Raw genomic sequence first — 18,162 nt, 5'->3', positions numbered from 1 at the left:
AGAGGTTAGGAGAGGATTATTAAAAAGTTTTAAGCAAACTGGCGTAAGAAACGCACATCGTTTTGGAAGAACATACGTAAGTCATTCACGCCATAACGCAGCATTGCAAAACGTTCAACACCCAGACCAAAAGCAAAGCCTTTGTATTTTTCAGGATCAATGCCAGCAGCTTGCAGCACATTCGGATGCACCATACCGCAGCCCAATACTTCTAACCAGCGACCGCGTTCATCCATAATATCCACTTCCGCACTCGGCTCGGTGAACGGGAAATAAGATGGACGGAAACGTACTTTCAAATCTTTTTCGAAGAATTCGTTCAGCAGGTTAATCAGCAAACCTTTCAGTTCCGCGAAGCTGGTATTTTCAGCCACGTATAAACCTTCGATCTGATGGAACATCGGCGAGTGAGTTTGATCCGAATCACAACGGTAAACACGGCCCGGACACACGATCTGGATTGGTGGCTGCTGTGTTTCCATGGTACGAATCTGCACACCAGACGTATGCGTACGCAGCAAATGGTTCACATCGAAATAGAAGGTATCGTGCATGGCACGCGCCGGGTGATGCCCCGGAATGTTCAGTGCTTCAAAGTTGTGATAATCATCTTCAACTTCAGGACCTGTTGCAACCGTAAAACCTGCCTTGGTAAAGAACTGGCAAATACGCTCTTGCACCTGGGTCACTGGATGGATACTGCCCACCTGTTGGCCACGGCCTGGTAAAGTAATATCAATGGTTTCGCTTGCCAGTTTTTGTTCTAAGGCAGCTTTATGCAGTTCTGCCTGACGTGATGTCAATGCAGCGGTAATGGTTTCACGTACAGCATGGATTTGTGCGCCAAAGACTTTACGTTCTTCAGGATCCATTTTACCAAGCGACTTAGATTGTTCCGCGAGCTGGCTTTTTTTCCCCGTAAATTGCACTCGTACTTGATCAAGTGCAGCAAGGTCTTGAGCTGCTGCAATCGCAGCGAGCGCTTCAGTGGTCAGGGCTTCCAGTGACATAGTAACTCTCAAAGCAACAGGTTAAAAAATATTTTAAAAACCCCACATTCTAACAGTTTTTAGACACTTTGATGAAGATGCGTTTTAAGGAAAATTAGATTGGCATGATTAAATATAAAAAGTATAAGATAAACACAATATCAATCAGATCAAATCACTATGGCACTCGATCAAATTTGGAAACAGCAGCTGACCCTGGTCACTTACGGCAATGAGTATTTGACTCAGGACCTGAGTTTCAATCGTTGGATTCAACATTCCATTTTTAATCAGCATCAGTTTGCCTTTCGGGATCTGATGTCACAACATCTGTTGGCCCAGCATTTCCAGATCTGGCTGGAAGGGCTAAAAAAACAAGGCGTGCGTCGCCTTAGCTTACATCGCTCTGATTTACTGGTTGATGAGAAAAATCCGAATGCCAATGTCGAGCTACTGCCACTGGCACATTTTATTGTCAGTCATGGCGCCAAAGCCAAAACTGCCTGGATCATCGGCAAGGAACTGCCTGAATGGTACAGCGCGGACAATGACTACGAAGCGCCCAAATCACAACAGTCCGCTTTACGCCATGAAACATTCTGGTGTTATGAATTAAATCCCAAACTAGCCAAGCGCATTGATGTGGAACTAGAAGCGCCAAACTGGGATGATATCCAGGCCTATACCGATCATGAACTCTTTGAAAGTAGCCTTGCCCAAGATTTTACCGAGCCGACGTATACCAATTTGCCTTATTACGGCACCATGCCTGCCATTCAGGCCGATAGCGAAAGTCATTTGGCCTTAATTCCCACTGACTATTCAGCGGATTATGCTCACCAGACTTTGTACCGCCTAGATGCCTTAAATGACTTTATTCAAACGAAAATCCAGCATCCCTATCGTGCAGATGGCGAAGTACTCAGCCCGGAACAGCAACTCAATCTGCGACATTTTTCGCAAAAAATTGATGATTTAAGTGCTAAATTCATCAGCAAAGTCGCCAACCACTATAAAACTGCACAGCTAACACCTAAAGTTGCACCTGACCCATTTGTCGGTATGAGTACTGAAGATCGTTCACCAAAAATTTCTAAAGCAGAAAAACCTCAGGACCCAGGCAAATCCAGTTCGTCTGCAAATGTGCTGACCTTAATTGTAATCACTGTGATTATCTGTCTGATTGGCTACTATTTCGGGCTTTAAAGTTCCGCCAGAAAAGTTTGAATTTTCCTAGCAGAATTCAGCCGAATCCATTAGATATGTTGATACTCAGGCGCAGCCATCAGCTTGAAATAATGCTGACGATTTTTGCGATGGGTTTTTATCATCCAACCTATGATGGAATTAAGGTCAAGCAGCTGCCTGAAAATTTCAGCATTGTCGGAATGAGCCAAAGCTGTTATTTGCTGATCGCCCGGAAATGCTCTTTTAATTGACCGATGGATATATTGAGATAAAAGGATAAATCAGCCATACAATGTAAGGGCTGATTTATTTTCCATCGTCTTCTTCCAGGTTTTAGATTTTTCTACGTTGAGCCAGCTTGCCCAGAGTATTCAAAAATTAAATGTCCCACTGATAACATAAGTCTTTAAGATTCTCGCCGAGATCGCTGGCATCTTCTTCACTGATAAAATAGGCGCCGGTCTTTTCATAAAAATAACGACTGGAATTCAGGTTCAATACGCTGCATTGCATATGCTGGTAGGATTTTTCTCGACTTAAACCCAGACCCAATTGAACCAAATCACGTCCAATGCCGCGACCTTGAATATTTTGAAGCAAATAAAGTGCTCTCAATTCACTGATTGGTGCATCTACCGGAAAATTAAAAGCAGCAAAACCCAAAACTTGAGCATTTTCTTCATAGACAAATACCCGTCGATTCTCCTGTTCAAGCACAGAACGCCACAAAGCGGCTCTTTGTTCTACACTCAACTTATCGAGAATCTCTGGTTTAATGATATTTTGATAGCTTTCATGCCAGCTTTGTACATGCACTTGGGCAATCGGCAAGACATCGTGTTGGGTGGCAAGTCGAATCATTATTTTTAAGCCTTGTTTTTGATTATGCAATTTCACAATGACTAAAAAATATAAGATTTACAATACTGATTTTTAAATAATATTTAAAATGACTACTTTTATTTAAGCATAAAAAAAGACCACCAAATGGCGGTCTTTTTTCAAGTCATAAAGACTTATGCAGCCAATGCATCTTTAGCTTTAGAAGCTAAAGCAGCAAACGCAACTGCGTCATGCATAGCGATGTCAGCAAGTACGCGACGGTCGATAATCACTTGAGCTTTTTTCAAGCCAGCGATCATACGGCTGTACGACAAACCATTTTGACGAGCACCAGCGTTGATACGTGCAATCCACAAAGCGCGGAATTGACGTTTCTTCTGACGACGGTCACGGTAAGCATATTGACCAGCTTTGATTACCGCCTGGAACGCTACGCGGTAAACGCGTGAACGAGCACCATAGTAACCTTTAGCGCGAGCAAGAATTTTTTTGTGACGGCGATGAGCCTGTACACCACGTTTTACACGAGCCATTTATAATCTCCTTAGATGTACGGGCACATACGACGAACTGAAGCAACGTCACTTACGTGAACCATTACACAGCCGCGCAATTGACGAATACGCTTAGCAGATTTTTTGGTCAAAATGTGGCGTTTGAACGCTTGTTTACGCTTAAAACCGTTAGCAGTCGCTTTAAAGCGTTTAGCTGCACCACGGCGAGTTTTCATCTTAGGCATAACAACCTCTTTTGAACACCTGTTCGGCTCGTTTGCACCATTACAAAACGACCTGCAGGTAAGGGAGCGAGTATTCTAAAGCATCTTTGTTTAAAACAAAAGCATCTTCACCCAATAAGCGAATTTAAAGAATGATTTCGCTCTGAAAATAGTATGCAAGACTGGATCAGGAAAATAGCTTCAGGCTTAGAACACGGCAAAGGCTGCATAGACAAATAGATAACGTCCAATTTTGGCGACGCTGACGATGAGCAAAAAACGGGCGAAGTTTTCTTTTAGCAGTCCCGCAATCAGGGTAATCGGATCACCAATGATAGGCACCCAGCTCAGCAATAAAGACCAGTAACCATATTTCTGATAGGTCGCTTGCGCTTTAAGCATCTTGTCTTTTGAAACTGGAAACCATTTTTTATTTTTATAATGCTCAATCTTGAGGCCCAGATACCAGTTGACGCAGGACCCCAGAATATTGCCCAGACTGGCCACGGCAATTAACAGCACTACATGCTGCTTGTTCTGTACTAAAAGCCCCAGTAACACAGCTTCAGACTGTAAAGGCAATAAGGTCGCTGCACCCAAGGCCGACAGAAATAGTAAAAACAGGCTCATTACAGCATTAACGGCTCAAGCCCATTTTTTTCTTGGCTTTACTGTATTCCCAACTGGACCAAACAACTGCTGTCACCATCGCCATGATCCGCGCCCACTTATACTGCTCATTGAGCGGTGCAATTGCAGCACGTAAAATCTGCTGATCTTTGGTATTTAGGGCAGCAATCACCTGATCGATATGCACAATTTCAGCAACATACAGCACTAAACATGCAGCAATGCCGAAAAGAATGCTCCAGTAAATCCGGGTATTACTTTCAACAATCTTGGTAAAGTTCAGAAGAAAATCGTTCATATATCCATCCAATAAAAAACCACCGTAAGGGTGGCTTTATTTGCTTAAGGCTATTTTAGCATAAAGGCTGCAGCTTAACTGACCTGTATCGCCAGCGCTTTCTGAACCGCAGGACGAGCATTCAAGCGATCAATATATTTGGAAACTTCAGGATAATCTTCCAGATTAATCTGCTGCCAGTCATGCCGTAATAACCACGGAAATATCGCCATATCTGCAATCGAATATTCGCCGGCAACATAATTTTGCCCGACCAGTTGTTTATTCAACACGCCATACAAACGTTTGCTTTCATTGACATAACGATCTGTGGCATAAGCAATCCGCTCAGGTGCAAAACGGCTAAAGTGATGATTTTGTCCGAGCATTGGTCCCAGACCGCCCATCTGCCACATCAGCCACTGTTCAACCTGAATACGCTTCACTTCATCATCTGGATAAAACAGACCTGTTTTTCGACCCAGATATTGCAAAATCGCACCTGACTCAAAAATTGAAATGGCGCGGCCATTTGGCCCATCCTGATCAACAATTGCCGGGATTTTATTATTGGGAGAAATAGCCAGAAAGTCAGACTGGAACTGGTCATTTTCCAGAATATTAATCGGAAAAATCTGATATTCCAGCTCCATTTCTTCCAGGGCAATGCTAATTTTATGGCCATTGGGAGTGCCCCAATAATATAAATCGATCATTTTTTTAATACTCCCTGCACTGCAGGCTGTGCGATGATGTATTCAACATAGAGGATTCAGCAAGAAACAACAAGCCCATGGCTATAAATTATTTTTATATAAATATCATAAACTTAATATAAAACTAAATATTTTTTTATTTTTTATCTTGAAAATTTTCACAGCAGACACATATTTATTTTTGCATAAGGATTGCCTCAATCTTATGTACTGTCGATGTCTGACATGACAGATCTTATTTTCTTGTTTTTATAACTTTGCTTAATCGAGAAGGTTCTAATCATGAGTAACTTAAATCTTCATCCATTATTTCGTCGCAGCATCGGTTTTGACCGCCTGAATGACTTTATTGACTATGCCATGCAAAGCGATGCACCGAATTATCCTCCTTATAATATTGAAAAGCATGGCGAGAATAATTATCGCATCGTGGTCGCAACTGCGGGCTTCCGTCAGGAAGAACTCGACATTCGTCTGGAAAATAAGTTATTGACCATCCTAGGCAAGCCTGAAAATCAGAGCAATGACACTACTGAATTCCTGCACAAAGGCATTGCACGACGTGCATTTAAATTGTCTTTACGTCTGGATGAATATATTGAAGTACAACAGGCAGACTATGAAAATGGTTTATTGATCATCGACTTGCAGCGCATTATTCCAGAAGAAAAATTGCCACGTCAAATCCCGATTGGCAATAAACTGCTCATTGCAAACGATGAAAAATCAGTGGAATAAGCTTGATTAAGTACGCAAAGGAAGGTCCGAAAGGGCCTTTCTTTTTGGCTACAGATTACCTAAGCTCATTAAGGCAATACGCTTTCTGATCATAAAAATAAACCATGAATGTGCCAGAAAACATCCTGTTTCATCAAGCTAGCCCGATCATGCGCACTATGGGATATTTGCTGTTTTGTTATCCGGTCGGAATATTCAGCATTTTTTATTTCAGCAGTGCACGTAGCAATTCCAGTTTTTTCCAAGGACTATTATTTTTATGGCAGGAGTCTCCTGGCTTTTATGTTTATATTGGCGGCTTTCTTGGTCTTTCGCTGCTTATGCTGGGAACTAAACTGAAAATCACCTCACACGCTATTTATTATACTTTGGCCGGTTTCCGCATCAGCCTGTGCTTAAAACGACATTCGGTACAGTATAGTTTTCTAAATCCACGCTATGCTTCTCTCAAAGCACATCTCAAACGTTGGCTCTATAACATGCCAGCACATGTGATTAGTCCACGCGATGGCACTTTGGATTTTAAATTGTGTCAGCCTGGTCTGATGAATCAAATTTGCCTCGGGTTTTTCCGGATTCAGCTATCGATGTTTTCCCGGCAGCAAGCCAGGGAAATTATTCAAGCTATGTACAATGCGTGGAATTTTAGAGCATAAAAAAAGCCCTGCATATGCAGGGCTTTTTTCGTTTAATGAGTGCTTACTTTTTCTTTTTAGGACCAAGTAACATACCCATTTGACGGCCTTCCATTTTCGGCATCTGCTCAACAGTACCGAATTCAGCCACGTCAGCTTCAATTTTTTGCAATTGAGCTAGACCCAACTGTTGGTGCGCCATTTCACGACCACGGAAACGAAGCGTGATTTTCACCTTGTTACCTTCTTCAAGGAACTTGATGATTGCACGTAGTTTTACGTTGTAATCACCAACATCAGTACCCGGGCGTAGCTTGATTTCTTTCACCTGGACTTGATGTTGTTTTTTCTTCGCTTCTTTCTGCTTTTGCTTAAGATCAAACAAATGCTTGTTGAAGTCCATAATCTTACATACTGGTGGCTCAGCGTTTGCTACGATCTCAACAAGATCAAGTTCAACACTTTCTGCTGCGCGTAGGGCGTCAGCTAAGCTTACAATCCCTTTTTGCTCACCATTTTCGTCGACAAGACGGACTTCTTTCGCACGAATTTCATCATTCAAGGCAGGACGGTTTGATTTGTTACCGCCCTGTTGATTACGGTCAGGCTGTTTAATCGCTGTTACTCCACAATGTACCGGCCGCGTTCGGCTACGGCTGCTTTTACTAGGTCAACGAAAGCATCGATTGACATAGTACCCAAATTTGTTCCTGAGCGGGTACGCACGTTTACGGTACCTTCCTCTACTTCACGGTCCCCAAGTACCAGTAAGTAAGGAATACGCTCTAATGTACGTTCACGAATCTTAAAGCCGATTTTCTCATTTCTCAAGTCAGAAATTGCACGGATACCGTTTTCTTTAAGTTTTGCGACGACTGACTCACATGCCTCAGCTTGAGAATCGGTAATGTTCATCACACACGCTTGCATTGGTGCCAACCAAGGTGGCATGAAGCCTGCGTAGTGTTCGATCAGTATACCAATAAAACGCTCGAAACTGCCAAGAATTGCACGATGTAACATTACTGGCTGATCGCGGTCATTATCTTCAGTGACATAAGAAGCATCTAGACGTTCTGGCAAGTTAAAGTCACACTGAATGGTACCACACTGCCAGACACGACCTAAGCAGTCTTTCAGAGAGAATTCAATCTTCGGACCGTAGAATGCGCCTTCGCCTGGTTGAAGTTCCCACTCAAGACCTGCAGCATCTAAAGCATCTGCCAAAGATTTTTCTGCCATATCCCAAAGCTTGTCATCACCCACACGTTTTTCAGGACGCGTCGACAACTTCATTTGTACTTCTTCGAAGCCAAAATCTTTGTATACATCCAGTGTCAATTTGATAAAGTCTGCAACTTCAGGACCAATCTGTTCTTTGGTACAGAAAATATGCGCGTCATCCTGAGTAAAGCCACGCACACGCATAATGCCATGTAAAGAACCTGATGGTTCGTTACGATGACATGAACCAAACTCTGCCAAACGTACAGGAAGATCACGGTATGACTTCAAGCCTTGGTTGAACACTTGCACGTGACAAGGACAGTTCATTGGCTTCACCGCATAGTTGCGATTTTCAGAATGCGTGGTGAACATGTTGTCTGCATAGTTGGCAGCATGTCCTGATTTTTCCCACAGCGTGAAATCGACAACTTGCGGGGTACGGATTTCTTCGTAGCCATTGTCTTGCTGAACTTTACGCATGTATTGTTCAAGCACTTGATAAATGGTCCAACCGTTCGGATGCCAGAACACCATACCCGGTGCTTCTTCCTGCATATGGAACAAATCAAGCGCTTTACCAATTTTACGGTGATCGCGTTTTTCTGCTTCTTCAATACGTTTTACATACGCTGCAAGCTGTTTCTTGTCTGCCCAAGCGGTACCGTAAATACGTTGTAACTGTTCGTTTTTCGCATCACCGCGCCAGTAAGCGCCAGAGATTTTAGTTAGCTTGAATGATTTTAAGAATTTAGTGTTTGGAACGTGCGGACCACGACACATATCCAAATAATCCTGGTGGTAGTACAAGCCCATTTGAGTTTCTTCAGGCATGTCTGCAATCAAGCGTAATTTGTATTCTTCGCCACGTGCTGTGAATTCTGCAATCACTTCATCACGAGGAGTCATTTTTTTCACAACTTCATAGTCTTGATCGATGAGCTTTTTCATACGCTCTTCAATCGCTGCCATGTCGTCTAATGTGAATGGACGTGGCATCCAGATGTCATAGTAGAAACCTTCTTCAATGACAGGACCAATTACCATTTTCGCTTCTGGGAACAATTGCTTAACAGCATGACCGACCAAATGCGCGCAAGAGTGACGGATAATTTCCACGCCTGCTTCGTCTTTAGGCGTGATAATTTGTAAGGTTGCATCTTCAGTAATCAAGTCAGACGCGTCAACAAGACGATCGTTTACACGACCTGCCACTGTATTTTTTGCAAGACCAGGTCCGATGCTAAGCGCAACGTCCATCACAGATACGGCGTGATCAAATTGTTTTTGATCGCCATTGGGTAAAGTGATAATTGGCATAAGAAAATCCTTAAGGAGTGATGCCCCGTACCATGGGGCATATCACCGCGAGATTATGATCGAGGAGAACCTCAAAAGATAAAAACGGTGGATAAATAAAAATCGACTTGAATTTTACACGTCTTAGCCACGGGATTAAACCTTTTCACCTAGAAAATTCGCGATTTGGCTCATTTTGAATTTATTTGCCAATACTTTGCCTTTACTCAGATCAGGAAATTTTCGGCTTTGTTTTTATTCTCTAAAGCTATCCCATATTTCGAATTTGCTCTGTATGTAAGCATAAAGCTGAGCGAATTGCGGAATAATCGCTTCACTCTGAGTCGGCCTTAAAAACACATAATCATCCACTGCAATGTCACACGGTTTAGGCACCTGAAGCATTTCCTGATTGCTGCTGCGGCCATACAACACATGCGGCCGGCTTTTTTCAGGATAAATATAATCTGCTCGCCAATAACCACCATACACAAACAAAGCTTTATATTTATGTGGAAGATGATTCAGTAGCTCCAAACCGGGCAATTGGCTATAGGGCAAAACTTTCAATACTGGAGTGGCAATCCAGAGTGCACATTTGAGTTCCGATAAATGATCCAAATCAAAATCACTCGGCTTGACCAACATGGAACCAAAAGCCAGATCATTGCATTCGCTCTGCTGGCAATGCTGCATAAAGGTCGGACTTCCACCTCCGTTAAAGCACAGACCCTCATGCCATAAATCCGGGAATTGCTGCTGAAGAATGGCTTTGTAGTGTTGATAAGTGTGTTGCGATTGTTGATAACTTTTTTCAGGACTTGTTATGATTTTTGGTAACTTTGCGACATGCGCGTCATAGCCCATCAAACCTGATAGTTTTAAATGCTTTGAATGTTGTTGAATCAGCTTAAGCAATGCCACAAATTGCTGCGAATTTTGTACTCCACCACGATGCAAACCGACATCAATTTCAATATTTACATTCAAACTGATGTCGAGTTGTTGAGCGAGCTGCAGATATTGTTGTAATCGCCCCAGATCATCAATCAGCCATTGAATATAAATATCGTGTTGACCATTGCTTTGATAAAACAGTTCTACTGCCCGGATCGGCATAGACTTACCCAGCAAAATATCGGCTTGTTCAAAGGCTTGGATAATCTCTGCGAGATGCGGAAGATGAAACAGCATAAAACGCTGAGTATTCAGTTTTTCACTAGCCAGTTTAAGCAACTGCATATTGGCCAAGGATTTCACCACCAAGCGTGGTTTTAACTGCGTAGGTAATTTTGACTGTACATAGTCCAAATTATATTGATAAGTTTTTACATCTAAAATCAGTTGCGGCGTGCCTGTTCCCTGCTGTTTTAAATCCTGGGTTAATTGCTGAAAATAATTCGGTTGCATCGCCATTTCCTAATTTTCAGGCAAAAAAAGCTGCTTTAAGTACGGATTTAGCCATTTTTGCTTGGGATCCAGTTGCTGACGCAGCGTCATAAAATCGTCCCATTTCGGGTATAAATTCCGAAGTGAAGCTGCGCTCATGGAATGCAATTTCCCCCAATGTGGCCGTCCCTGATATTTCTGCAAAATAGGTTCGACCAAATCAAATACGGCATGGTAATCCTGTTTATAAAACTGATGGATGGAAATAGAAACTGAATCACGCTGATAAAAAGGACTCAGCCAGATCTCATCGCCTTTGACATAACGGAACTCGATCGGGAAAAACATCGGCACCTGATGTTTACGTAAAATATGCAGAATCTCGTCCAGACACTGCAAGCCTGAATCAACCGGAATCTGATATTCCATTTCATTAAATTTGGTCTGGCGCGGGGTCGGAAAAATCCGGGATGACCAATCTACATAGCAAGTCGATTTAACAAACACACTCAGCAGTTTTTGCAGATAGGGATTTGTCTTTGGGAAAAGTCGCGTCAATTCCGAACATACGGTTAATAAAGTACCTTCCGAAGGCCAGCTTTCCTGTCTCGGCTGAATGTCATCCTCCGTGTCATCCAGGGTTTTCAGTATCACCTGATCGGCATGCAGAAAAGCCCAAAACTCAATATGTCGGTGCTGATGTTTCCATTGACCAATATGGGTAAATATGTCTTTTAATGAACAGAGCTGGATCTGTTCTTTTAGTTTATATCGTGGTCGATTTTGCAGGGTTATTTGGGTCAATATGCCCAAGCTGCCCAACGCCACCCGTCCAGCCTGAAATATCTCAGCATTCTGCTCACGATGACATTGCAACAGCTCTCCATCCGCGGTCAGTAATTCAAAGCCTTCCACGAAAGCAGAGATGCAAGGTAAATCGATGCCCGTGCCATGCGTTCCGGTAGAAATCGCTCCGGCCAGACTTTGCTGGTCTATATCGCCCTGATTGATTAAGGCCTGATTGATCGGTACCAGATCTTTCCCCAAATCATATAAACGCGTCCCGGCCCGCACGGTGCATTGGGTTTTCTCTTGATCAAAGGCAACGATACCTTTTAACAAATCGAGATTAAGCAACACCTCATCTGTCTTGGCCAATGGGCTAAAGGAATGTCCTGCCCCCACTGCACGAATATGTGCATGCGACTGCACCACATCACTTAATTCATTGATATTTATTGGTTTAAATATATGGACTGCACTAAACTGGCTCCCCGACCAGTTTCGCCAGACGTCATTCGCCTGTTGTATTTTCATTATTCTTCCTTGGCTGATATTATTTTAATCGCTCAATTAGAGTAAAATACCTAAAAAATCAAACTTGGGAACCCAGGCGTTCAGAACATTTAAGTAGGGTTAAATATTTTTATTAATATTCAATTACTTAAAATTTGTAAAATCGTACTCGACTAAAGCATAAATGCAAGATTTCTGAGAAATACATATCTTTTCAACAGGATATGAAAATAAATATAGAACGGAGTTTTACAATGGTTAGCGCATATGATGAATTACCGCGTACCCCCGCGAATTTTGTAGCCTTATCACCTTTACGCTATCTTGATCGTGCAGCTTATATCTATCCAAACCAGAACGCGATTATTCACGGTAAGCGTCGTATTACCTGGCGTGAGAAATACAACCGTTGTCGTCAGTTTGCCAACCAACTCCAAAAATTAGGCATCGGTAAAAATGATACCGTGTCTGTCTTACTGCCTAACGTCCCTGCCATGATCGAAGCGCATTTTGCTGTGCCGATGGCAGGCGCAGTTCTGAATACCTTAAATACCCGTCTGGATGCCAAGACCCTTGCTTTCATGCTAGAACATGCTGAAAGTAAAGTGTTATTGGTCGATCCTGAATTTACCGCACTTGCGACTGAAGCACTCGCTCTAGTTTCACAAGACATTTATGTCATTGATGTGGCCGATGTAGAGTTTGAAGGTGAAGATCAACGTATTGGTCAAATTGAATATGAAGAATGGATTGCGCAAGGCGATGCAAACTTTGAATGGCATCTACCACAAGATGAATGGGATGCCATCAGCTTAAGCTATACCTCTGGAACCACAGGCAACCCGAAAGGCGTGGTCTATCATCATCGCGGTGCCTACATTAACGCAGCCAGTAATATTATTGCCTGTGGCATGACACCACGTGCCACCTATTTATGGACACTGCCGCTATTCCACTGTAATGGTTGGTGCTTTGCCTGGACCATGGCAGCCAACGGCGGAACCAACGTTTGCTTGCGTAAAGTCGATGCTGAACTGATCTTTAAACTGATTGCCGAACATAAAGTCGATTACTTCTGTGGGGCACCGATTGTCCTGTCGATGCTGATTAACACACCTGAAGAGAAAAAGACCAAAATTGATCACCGTGTCGAAGTGATGGTGGCGGGTGCCGCACCTCCAGCAGCAATCATTGAAGGCATGCGCAATATTGGCATTAACGTAACCCATGTCTACGGCCTGACAGAAACCTACGGTCCTTCTGCACTGTGCGCATCCCAAGCCGGCTGGAGTGATTTATCTATTCAGGAACAAGCACAGTTGCACTCCCGCCAAGGCGTACCTTATCCATTGCAAGATGGCATGAAAGTGCTTGATCCGGATACCATGCAGGAAGTGCCACATGATGGTCAGACCATGGGTGAAATCATGTTCCGTGGCAATATCGTGATGAAAGGTTATCTGAAAAATCCTGAGGCGACAGCAGAAGCCTTTGCCGGTGGCTGGTTCCATACGGGAGATTTGGCGGTATGCCAACCGGATGGCTATGCCAAAATTACCGACCGTTCCAAAGATGTGATTATTTCTGGCGGAGAAAATATTTCATCGCTTGAAGTGGAAGAAGTACTGTATCAGCATCCGGCGGTGCTGACTGCAGCGGTAGTCGCCAAGCCTGATCCACGCTGGCAGGAAGTTCCTTGTGCCTTTATTGAGCTCAAAGAAGGCACCAAGGCCACTGAAGAAGAAATTATGGAATTTTGCCGTGAGCATCTGGCCCGTTTTAAAGTGCCTAAGGATGTGGTGATTACCGAAATTCCAAAAACTTCGACCGGAAAATTGCAGAAATTTGTTTTACGTGAATGGGCCAAAGAGCGCGCGCAAGGTGAATTCTCTTAATTCCATACAAACGTGTTCTTTCAAAATCTACTCAATAAAAAATCGTGCTAAGAAAACTTAGCACGATTTTTTATTGAAATAACCTCTCCCAAACCCTCTCCTGCAAGGAGAGGACTTTAAGGAGCTTACATCTCTACCATTTCCACGCCATCAATACGGGCAACGGTCATCAAGTCCTTATCACCACGACCTGAAACCGTCGCAATAATAATTTGATCCTTGTCCATGGTCGGTGCAAGTTTAGTGACATAAGCCATAGCATGTGCGCTTTCTAACGCCGGAATAATGCCTTCAATCTTGGTCAAGTCGCGGAAACCTTGTAAAGCTTCCTGATCATTGATCGGTACGTATTTAACACGAGCCATATCTTTCAGGAAGCTATGTTCCGGACCCACACCTGGATAATCCAGACCTGCAGAAATTGAATGTGTTTCGATGATCTGGCCTTGCGCATCCGACATCAGATAAGTACGGTTACCATGCAGAACACCGACATGACCGGCATTCAATGGCGCAGAATGTTTACCTGATTCAATCCCATGACCTGCTGCTTCAACGCCGTACATTTTCACATCTTGGTCATTCAGGAATGGATAGAACAAGCCCATTGCATTAGATCCACCACCGACACATGCTACCAGGGCATCTGGTAAACGGCCAGCCTGTTCCAGAATCTGACGGCGTGCTTCACGACCAATGATCGACTGGAAATCACGAACCAGTTGCGGATATGGGTGTGGACCTGCCACAGTACCAATCACGTAATAAGTTGAATCAACATTGGTCACCCAATCACGCATGGCTTCGTTCATGGCATCTTTTAATGTTTTGGAGCCACTTTCTACCGGCACAACCGTCGCGCCTAATAAACGCATACGGTAGACGTTCATCGCCTGACGTTTTACATCGTCTGCGCCCATGAATACTACGCATTCAAGACCTAAACGTGCTGCGATGGTGGCCGTCGCCACACCGTGCTGGCCTGCCCCTGTTTCGGCAATAATACGTTTCTTGCCGGAAAGCTTCGCCAGTAAGGCCTGACCGATTGTATTATTTACTTTGTGCGAACCGGTATGGTTCAGGTCTTCACGTTTCAGGTAAATCTGTGCGCCACCCAACTCTTTCGACCATCGTTCAGCATGATATAAAGGACTCGGACGACCGACGTAAAACGCCATGTCACGGTCAAATTCTGCCAAAAACTGCGCATCATCTTTCATACGGAAATAGAGCTTTTCCAAGTCTTCTAAAGCCGCCATGAGTGTTTCTGACACAAAACGTCCGCCATGAATACCGAAATGCCCGCGTTCATCCGGGAATTGGGTATAGTCAACTGCCTGACTGTTCTGGCTAGTACTTTGCTGATCCACGATGGACTCCTTGCATAAAGCGTTCTATGAGTTGTTGGTCTTTAATACCTTTTGCGGACTCGACACCGCCACTCACATCGACGGCATACGCCTGTGTGGTGAGAATTGCCTGTTCAATATTGTCAGGATTTAAACCGCCTGCCAAGATCAAGGGAATATTGAGTTTGGGAAATGTGTCCCAATCGAAGCTGTGCCCTGTGCCACCTTTCAGATCAGGATGCCATGCATCTAATAGCACTGCGCTTGCGCCTGCATCTTGATAACCTTGAATTTCTGCGACTGCATCCAGATCAGGTTTTACCTGAATGGCTTTATACCAGCGGCGTCCGACCTGTTGGGCGATGGCCTGACATTGTTCAGGCGTTTCATCGCCATGAAATTGCAAAATATCCAGCGGTACTTTATTTAAAATCGCCTGAATTTCATCTGCGTGACTATTCACAAATAAACCCACCGCCTGTACATAAGCTGGAACCGACTGAATCAGGATTTCAGCCCGCTCTAAAGTAACATGTCGTGGACTCGGTGGATAAAATACAAATCCTATCGCGTCACAGCCGGCATTGACTACGGCATGTACATCTTCAACTCGGGTGATTCCACAAATTTTGGCACGGGTTCGCATATTATGTTGGCTCTAGATCTACCAATGTATTGAACAATCTGTAAGATTGGGGCAAATCATTGTAATGCAATTTTTCTGACTTGCGTAAAAGTTCATCCGGATTATTCTCTATGCAGATTGTATATAACTCATACTGACTTTATACTGCGCTCACTTTGCAGCAAGTCCAAGCCTTCAGGCTTTAGGGAAGCTGGTGTAAATCCAGCACTGCCCCCGCAACGGTAAAAAATGAAACGTCTATCAATTTAAACTCTTCGGTTTACACCACTGCATCTTGATGTGGGAAGGTGGATATACAGCAAAGTCGCTGCTTTGCACATTTAAGTCCGGAAACCTGCTTGTTGTGTTCTATAACTCAATCATTCACGGGGAAGTGAATGTAGGGAGCAATTCATGTCTATTCAATTTCAACCTACTGCCTTGGTAGGTGCGATCGCACTTGCGTTGGGTACCACTTCATCTGTTTTTGCTAACGAGCAAAAAGTTGCGAAAGCATCTTTAGATACCATTGTGGTCACGGCAACTCGCTCTGCAGAAAACATTGAAAATGTACCAGCGCGTATTTCGATTATTGAACCTGTAATTCTTGAGCAATCACCTCTTAAAGCACTACCAGATTTACTCAAAACAGACCCAAGTATTAATGTCGTGCAATCGGGTGGTTATGGCCAGCAAACTTCTATTTTTTTACGCGGTACCAATTCCAATCAAGTTTTAGTACTACGTGATGGTGTTCGTTTAAATACAGCCACCACAGGTGCAGCGTCTATTCCTTTTTTAGACACCACAGATCTTAAACAGATTGAAGTATTAAAAGGCCCTGCGTCTGTGCTTTATGGTACAGACGCAATTGGTGGTGTAGTGCAGTTTGTAACAAAAACGCCTGAAAAAACGAGTGCCTTTGTAACAGGTGAAATTGGTGAGAATCAAACCTACAAATCAATTATTGGGGCTGACTTGGCAGAAAATGGGGTGTATGCGCAGATTCGCGGTCAAGTTTTAGAAACTGACGGCACACCTGTATTCAATATCAATGACAACCGTGACTACAGTTATGATCAAAAAGGCTATAGTGCAAAATTCGGTATTGAAAAAGAGCGTTATGCAACATCACTCGATTACAGTCAAAATTCAGGAAATGTCCAATACAGTAATTGGGGTGCATTTTCCAGCCAAGATTTTGAAAATAAAATTGTAAACTTAAAAGGTCGTATTAACCCAACACAAGCCACTGAAATTAATGCACGTCTATCTCAGTTTAAAGATGACTTAGATCAGGTCACATCAAGCAGCTTTGTACATAGCACCACGCAAGAAGCAGAAATCTATGGCAAATGGAATTTCACAGCAGCACAAAATGTTTTACTGGGCATTACCCAGCGTAATACCGATGCAAAAACCCAGGCTATTGATGAAGATATTAATTCAACAGGCTACTATATTCAGCATCAGTATCAGACAAATAGCTTAAGCACTCAGATGGGTGTGCGTGTCGAAGATAACGAAAAATTTGGCTCACATACCGTTGCACAAGGTGGTATCCGTTATCAACTGCTCCCTAATACCAGCATTTATACCAATATTGGTTCAGCATTTAAGGCACCGACTTTAAATGATATGTATGCTTTTGGCGGCAATGATCAACTGAAGCCTGAAGAAAGCATTTCGTATGAAATGGGGATAGATCAAAAACTTCCATTAAATATTTTAGTAGGTGCTTCCGCTTTCTATACGGAAGTCGATAATTTAATTAATTCGGAATGTATTATTGATTGTGGAGAAGAGTGGCTTCCAACTACTGTTTACCAAAACCAAAACATTGATGAAGCCAAGATGACTGGCGGCGAATTGACGGCACAATGGGCAAAAGATCAGTTCTTTATTAATGCCGGTTACACTTATGTCAAAACTGAAGATACGAAACAGAATTCAGAGCTATTACGTCGCCCTCGTCAGTCATTCACTGTATCGACAGGTCTACAAAATGCCGATTACGGTTTAAGTGCTGCACTGGTAGCAAAATCGAAAGCGAAGGACTTTAGTCGTGATATTCCAGGTTATGCACGTGTTGACTTAAATGCATATTGGAATATTAATCCAACAGTTAAACTGTTTACTAACATTGAAAATGTCGGTGATGTGAAATACAAAACTGTGCATAGCGCTGGCGACCAGTACTATGTGAACGGTGGCCGTCTCGCTTCTGCAGGCATCACCTTTAAATACTAAGCTCTAAACAGCAAAAAACTTTAAAACAGCGCAGTTTATGGATAATGTTATGACCGACATTATCCTTTTTTATTATCTTCATTAAAAATTCAAGGAACACA

18 protein-coding genes and 1 riboswitch are annotated in these 18,162 nt (G+C 43.1%); of the genes, 5 read left to right on the top strand and 13 right to left on the bottom strand.

What is annotated here, in order from left to right:
* Nucleotides 1-29: 29 nt before the first annotated feature.
* On the bottom strand, nucleotides 30-1,010 hold the full coding sequence (gene pheS, locus AC1P5O_RS04535) for a phenylalanine--tRNA ligase subunit alpha (protein ID WP_004278272.1): 981 nt from the start codon (nucleotides 1,008-1,010) through the stop codon (nucleotides 30-32).
* Between the two features lie 159 nt (nucleotides 1,011-1,169).
* On the opposite strand from pheS, the gene AC1P5O_RS04530 reads away from it, so the two are divergent.
* Nucleotides 1,170-2,195: a hypothetical protein gene (locus tag AC1P5O_RS04530; RefSeq protein ID WP_262458228.1), complete on the top strand. Its 1,026-nt coding sequence runs from the start codon at nucleotides 1,170-1,172 to the stop codon at nucleotides 2,193-2,195.
* A 360-nt stretch (nucleotides 2,196-2,555) separates the two neighbouring features.
* On the opposite strand, the gene AC1P5O_RS04525 is transcribed toward AC1P5O_RS04530, so the two are convergent.
* The 6 genes from AC1P5O_RS04525 to AC1P5O_RS04500 all read right to left on the bottom strand — a co-directional run bounded on the left by AC1P5O_RS04525 (nucleotide 2,556) and on the right by AC1P5O_RS04500 (nucleotide 5,361).
* Complete coding sequence (locus AC1P5O_RS04525; RefSeq protein WP_004647526.1) at nucleotides 2,556-3,038, bottom strand: GNAT family N-acetyltransferase; 483 nt, start codon at nucleotides 3,036-3,038, stop codon at nucleotides 2,556-2,558.
* A 155-nt stretch (nucleotides 3,039-3,193) separates the two neighbouring features.
* Nucleotides 3,194-3,553, bottom strand: coding sequence for a 50S ribosomal protein L20 (gene rplT / locus AC1P5O_RS04520; RefSeq protein ID WP_004647525.1), 360 nt, complete (start codon nucleotides 3,551-3,553; stop codon nucleotides 3,194-3,196).
* Between the two features lie 11 nt (nucleotides 3,554-3,564).
* Nucleotides 3,565-3,759 carry a 50S ribosomal protein L35 gene (gene rpmI, locus AC1P5O_RS04515; RefSeq protein ID WP_004278281.1) on the bottom strand — a complete coding sequence of 65 codons (195 nt, stop codon included), beginning with the start codon at nucleotides 3,757-3,759 and terminating at the stop codon, nucleotides 3,565-3,567.
* A gap of 186 nt (nucleotides 3,760-3,945) precedes the next feature.
* Nucleotides 3,946-4,368: a YqaA family protein gene (locus tag AC1P5O_RS04510; protein WP_004647524.1), complete on the bottom strand. Its 423-nt coding sequence runs from the start codon at nucleotides 4,366-4,368 to the stop codon at nucleotides 3,946-3,948.
* Between the two features lie 7 nt (nucleotides 4,369-4,375).
* Nucleotides 4,376-4,666 carry a hypothetical protein gene (locus AC1P5O_RS04505; RefSeq protein WP_004647523.1) on the bottom strand — a complete coding sequence of 97 codons (291 nt, stop codon included), beginning with the start codon at nucleotides 4,664-4,666 and terminating at the stop codon, nucleotides 4,376-4,378.
* 74 nt (nucleotides 4,667-4,740) lie between these two features.
* Nucleotides 4,741-5,361, bottom strand: coding sequence for a glutathione S-transferase family protein (locus AC1P5O_RS04500; protein WP_253114545.1), 621 nt, complete (start codon nucleotides 5,359-5,361; stop codon nucleotides 4,741-4,743).
* A 282-nt stretch (nucleotides 5,362-5,643) separates the two neighbouring features.
* Here AC1P5O_RS04500 and AC1P5O_RS04495 point away from each other — a divergent pair, with 282 nt between their 5' ends.
* Both AC1P5O_RS04495 and AC1P5O_RS04490 read left to right on the top strand, forming a co-directional pair.
* A complete protein-coding gene (locus AC1P5O_RS04495; protein WP_253114546.1) occupies nucleotides 5,644-6,099 on the top strand; it encodes an Hsp20 family protein in 456 nt (151 codons plus the stop codon).
* Between the two features lie 104 nt (nucleotides 6,100-6,203).
* Nucleotides 6,204-6,755, top strand: coding sequence for a hypothetical protein (locus AC1P5O_RS04490; protein ID WP_262458229.1), 552 nt, complete (start codon nucleotides 6,204-6,206; stop codon nucleotides 6,753-6,755).
* 43 nt (nucleotides 6,756-6,798) lie between these two features.
* Here AC1P5O_RS04490 and infC read toward each other — a convergent pair whose 3' ends face one another.
* The 4 genes from infC to AC1P5O_RS04470 form a co-directional block, all read right to left on the bottom strand.
* Entirely contained in the window at nucleotides 6,799-7,350 is a 552-nt protein-coding gene (gene infC, locus AC1P5O_RS04485) for a translation initiation factor IF-3 (protein WP_071850398.1), read from the bottom strand.
* A 5-nt stretch (nucleotides 7,351-7,355) separates the two neighbouring features.
* Nucleotides 7,356-9,278 carry a threonine--tRNA ligase gene (gene thrS, locus AC1P5O_RS04480; RefSeq protein WP_005261889.1) on the bottom strand — a complete coding sequence of 641 codons (1,923 nt, stop codon included), beginning with the start codon at nucleotides 9,276-9,278 and terminating at the stop codon, nucleotides 7,356-7,358.
* A 234-nt stretch (nucleotides 9,279-9,512) separates the two neighbouring features.
* A complete protein-coding gene (locus tag AC1P5O_RS04475) occupies nucleotides 9,513-10,667 on the bottom strand; it encodes an alanine racemase (protein WP_348942196.1) in 1,155 nt (384 codons plus the stop codon).
* A 9-nt stretch (nucleotides 10,668-10,676) separates the two neighbouring features.
* Nucleotides 10,677-11,963, bottom strand: a complete 1,287-nt coding sequence (locus AC1P5O_RS04470; protein WP_348942194.1) for a D-arabinono-1,4-lactone oxidase — start codon at nucleotides 11,961-11,963, stop codon at nucleotides 10,677-10,679.
* Nucleotides 11,964-12,196: 233 nt separating this feature from the next.
* Between AC1P5O_RS04470 and AC1P5O_RS04465 the strand changes: the two genes are divergently transcribed.
* Nucleotides 12,197-13,837: an acyl-CoA synthetase gene (locus AC1P5O_RS04465; protein ID WP_348942193.1), complete on the top strand. Its 1,641-nt coding sequence runs from the start codon at nucleotides 12,197-12,199 to the stop codon at nucleotides 13,835-13,837.
* 125 nt (nucleotides 13,838-13,962) lie between these two features.
* On the opposite strand, the gene trpB is transcribed toward AC1P5O_RS04465, so the two are convergent.
* Together trpB and AC1P5O_RS04455 are read right to left on the bottom strand one after the other, a co-directional pair.
* Nucleotides 13,963-15,207, bottom strand: coding sequence for a tryptophan synthase subunit beta (trpB, locus tag AC1P5O_RS04460; RefSeq protein WP_005261881.1), 1,245 nt, complete (start codon nucleotides 15,205-15,207; stop codon nucleotides 13,963-13,965).
* Nucleotides 15,188-15,832, bottom strand: coding sequence for a phosphoribosylanthranilate isomerase (locus AC1P5O_RS04455; RefSeq protein WP_005261878.1), 645 nt, complete (start codon nucleotides 15,830-15,832; stop codon nucleotides 15,188-15,190). The genes trpB and AC1P5O_RS04455 overlap by 20 nt, the downstream gene beginning before the upstream one ends.
* Before the next feature lie 145 nt (nucleotides 15,833-15,977).
* A riboswitch (cobalamin riboswitch) is annotated at nucleotides 15,978-16,188 on the top strand.
* Nucleotides 16,189-16,225: 37 nt separating this feature from the next.
* Between AC1P5O_RS04455 and AC1P5O_RS04450 the strand changes: the two genes are divergently transcribed.
* A complete protein-coding gene (locus tag AC1P5O_RS04450; RefSeq protein ID WP_253146987.1) occupies nucleotides 16,226-18,061 on the top strand; it encodes a TonB-dependent receptor plug domain-containing protein in 1,836 nt (611 codons plus the stop codon).
* Nucleotides 18,062-18,162 lie beyond the last annotated feature (101 nt).

The organism is Prolinoborus fasciculus (assembly GCF_056724605.1).
The sequence above is the reverse complement of the archived record's forward strand: the minus strand, read 5'-3'. Positions and strand labels throughout refer to the sequence as shown.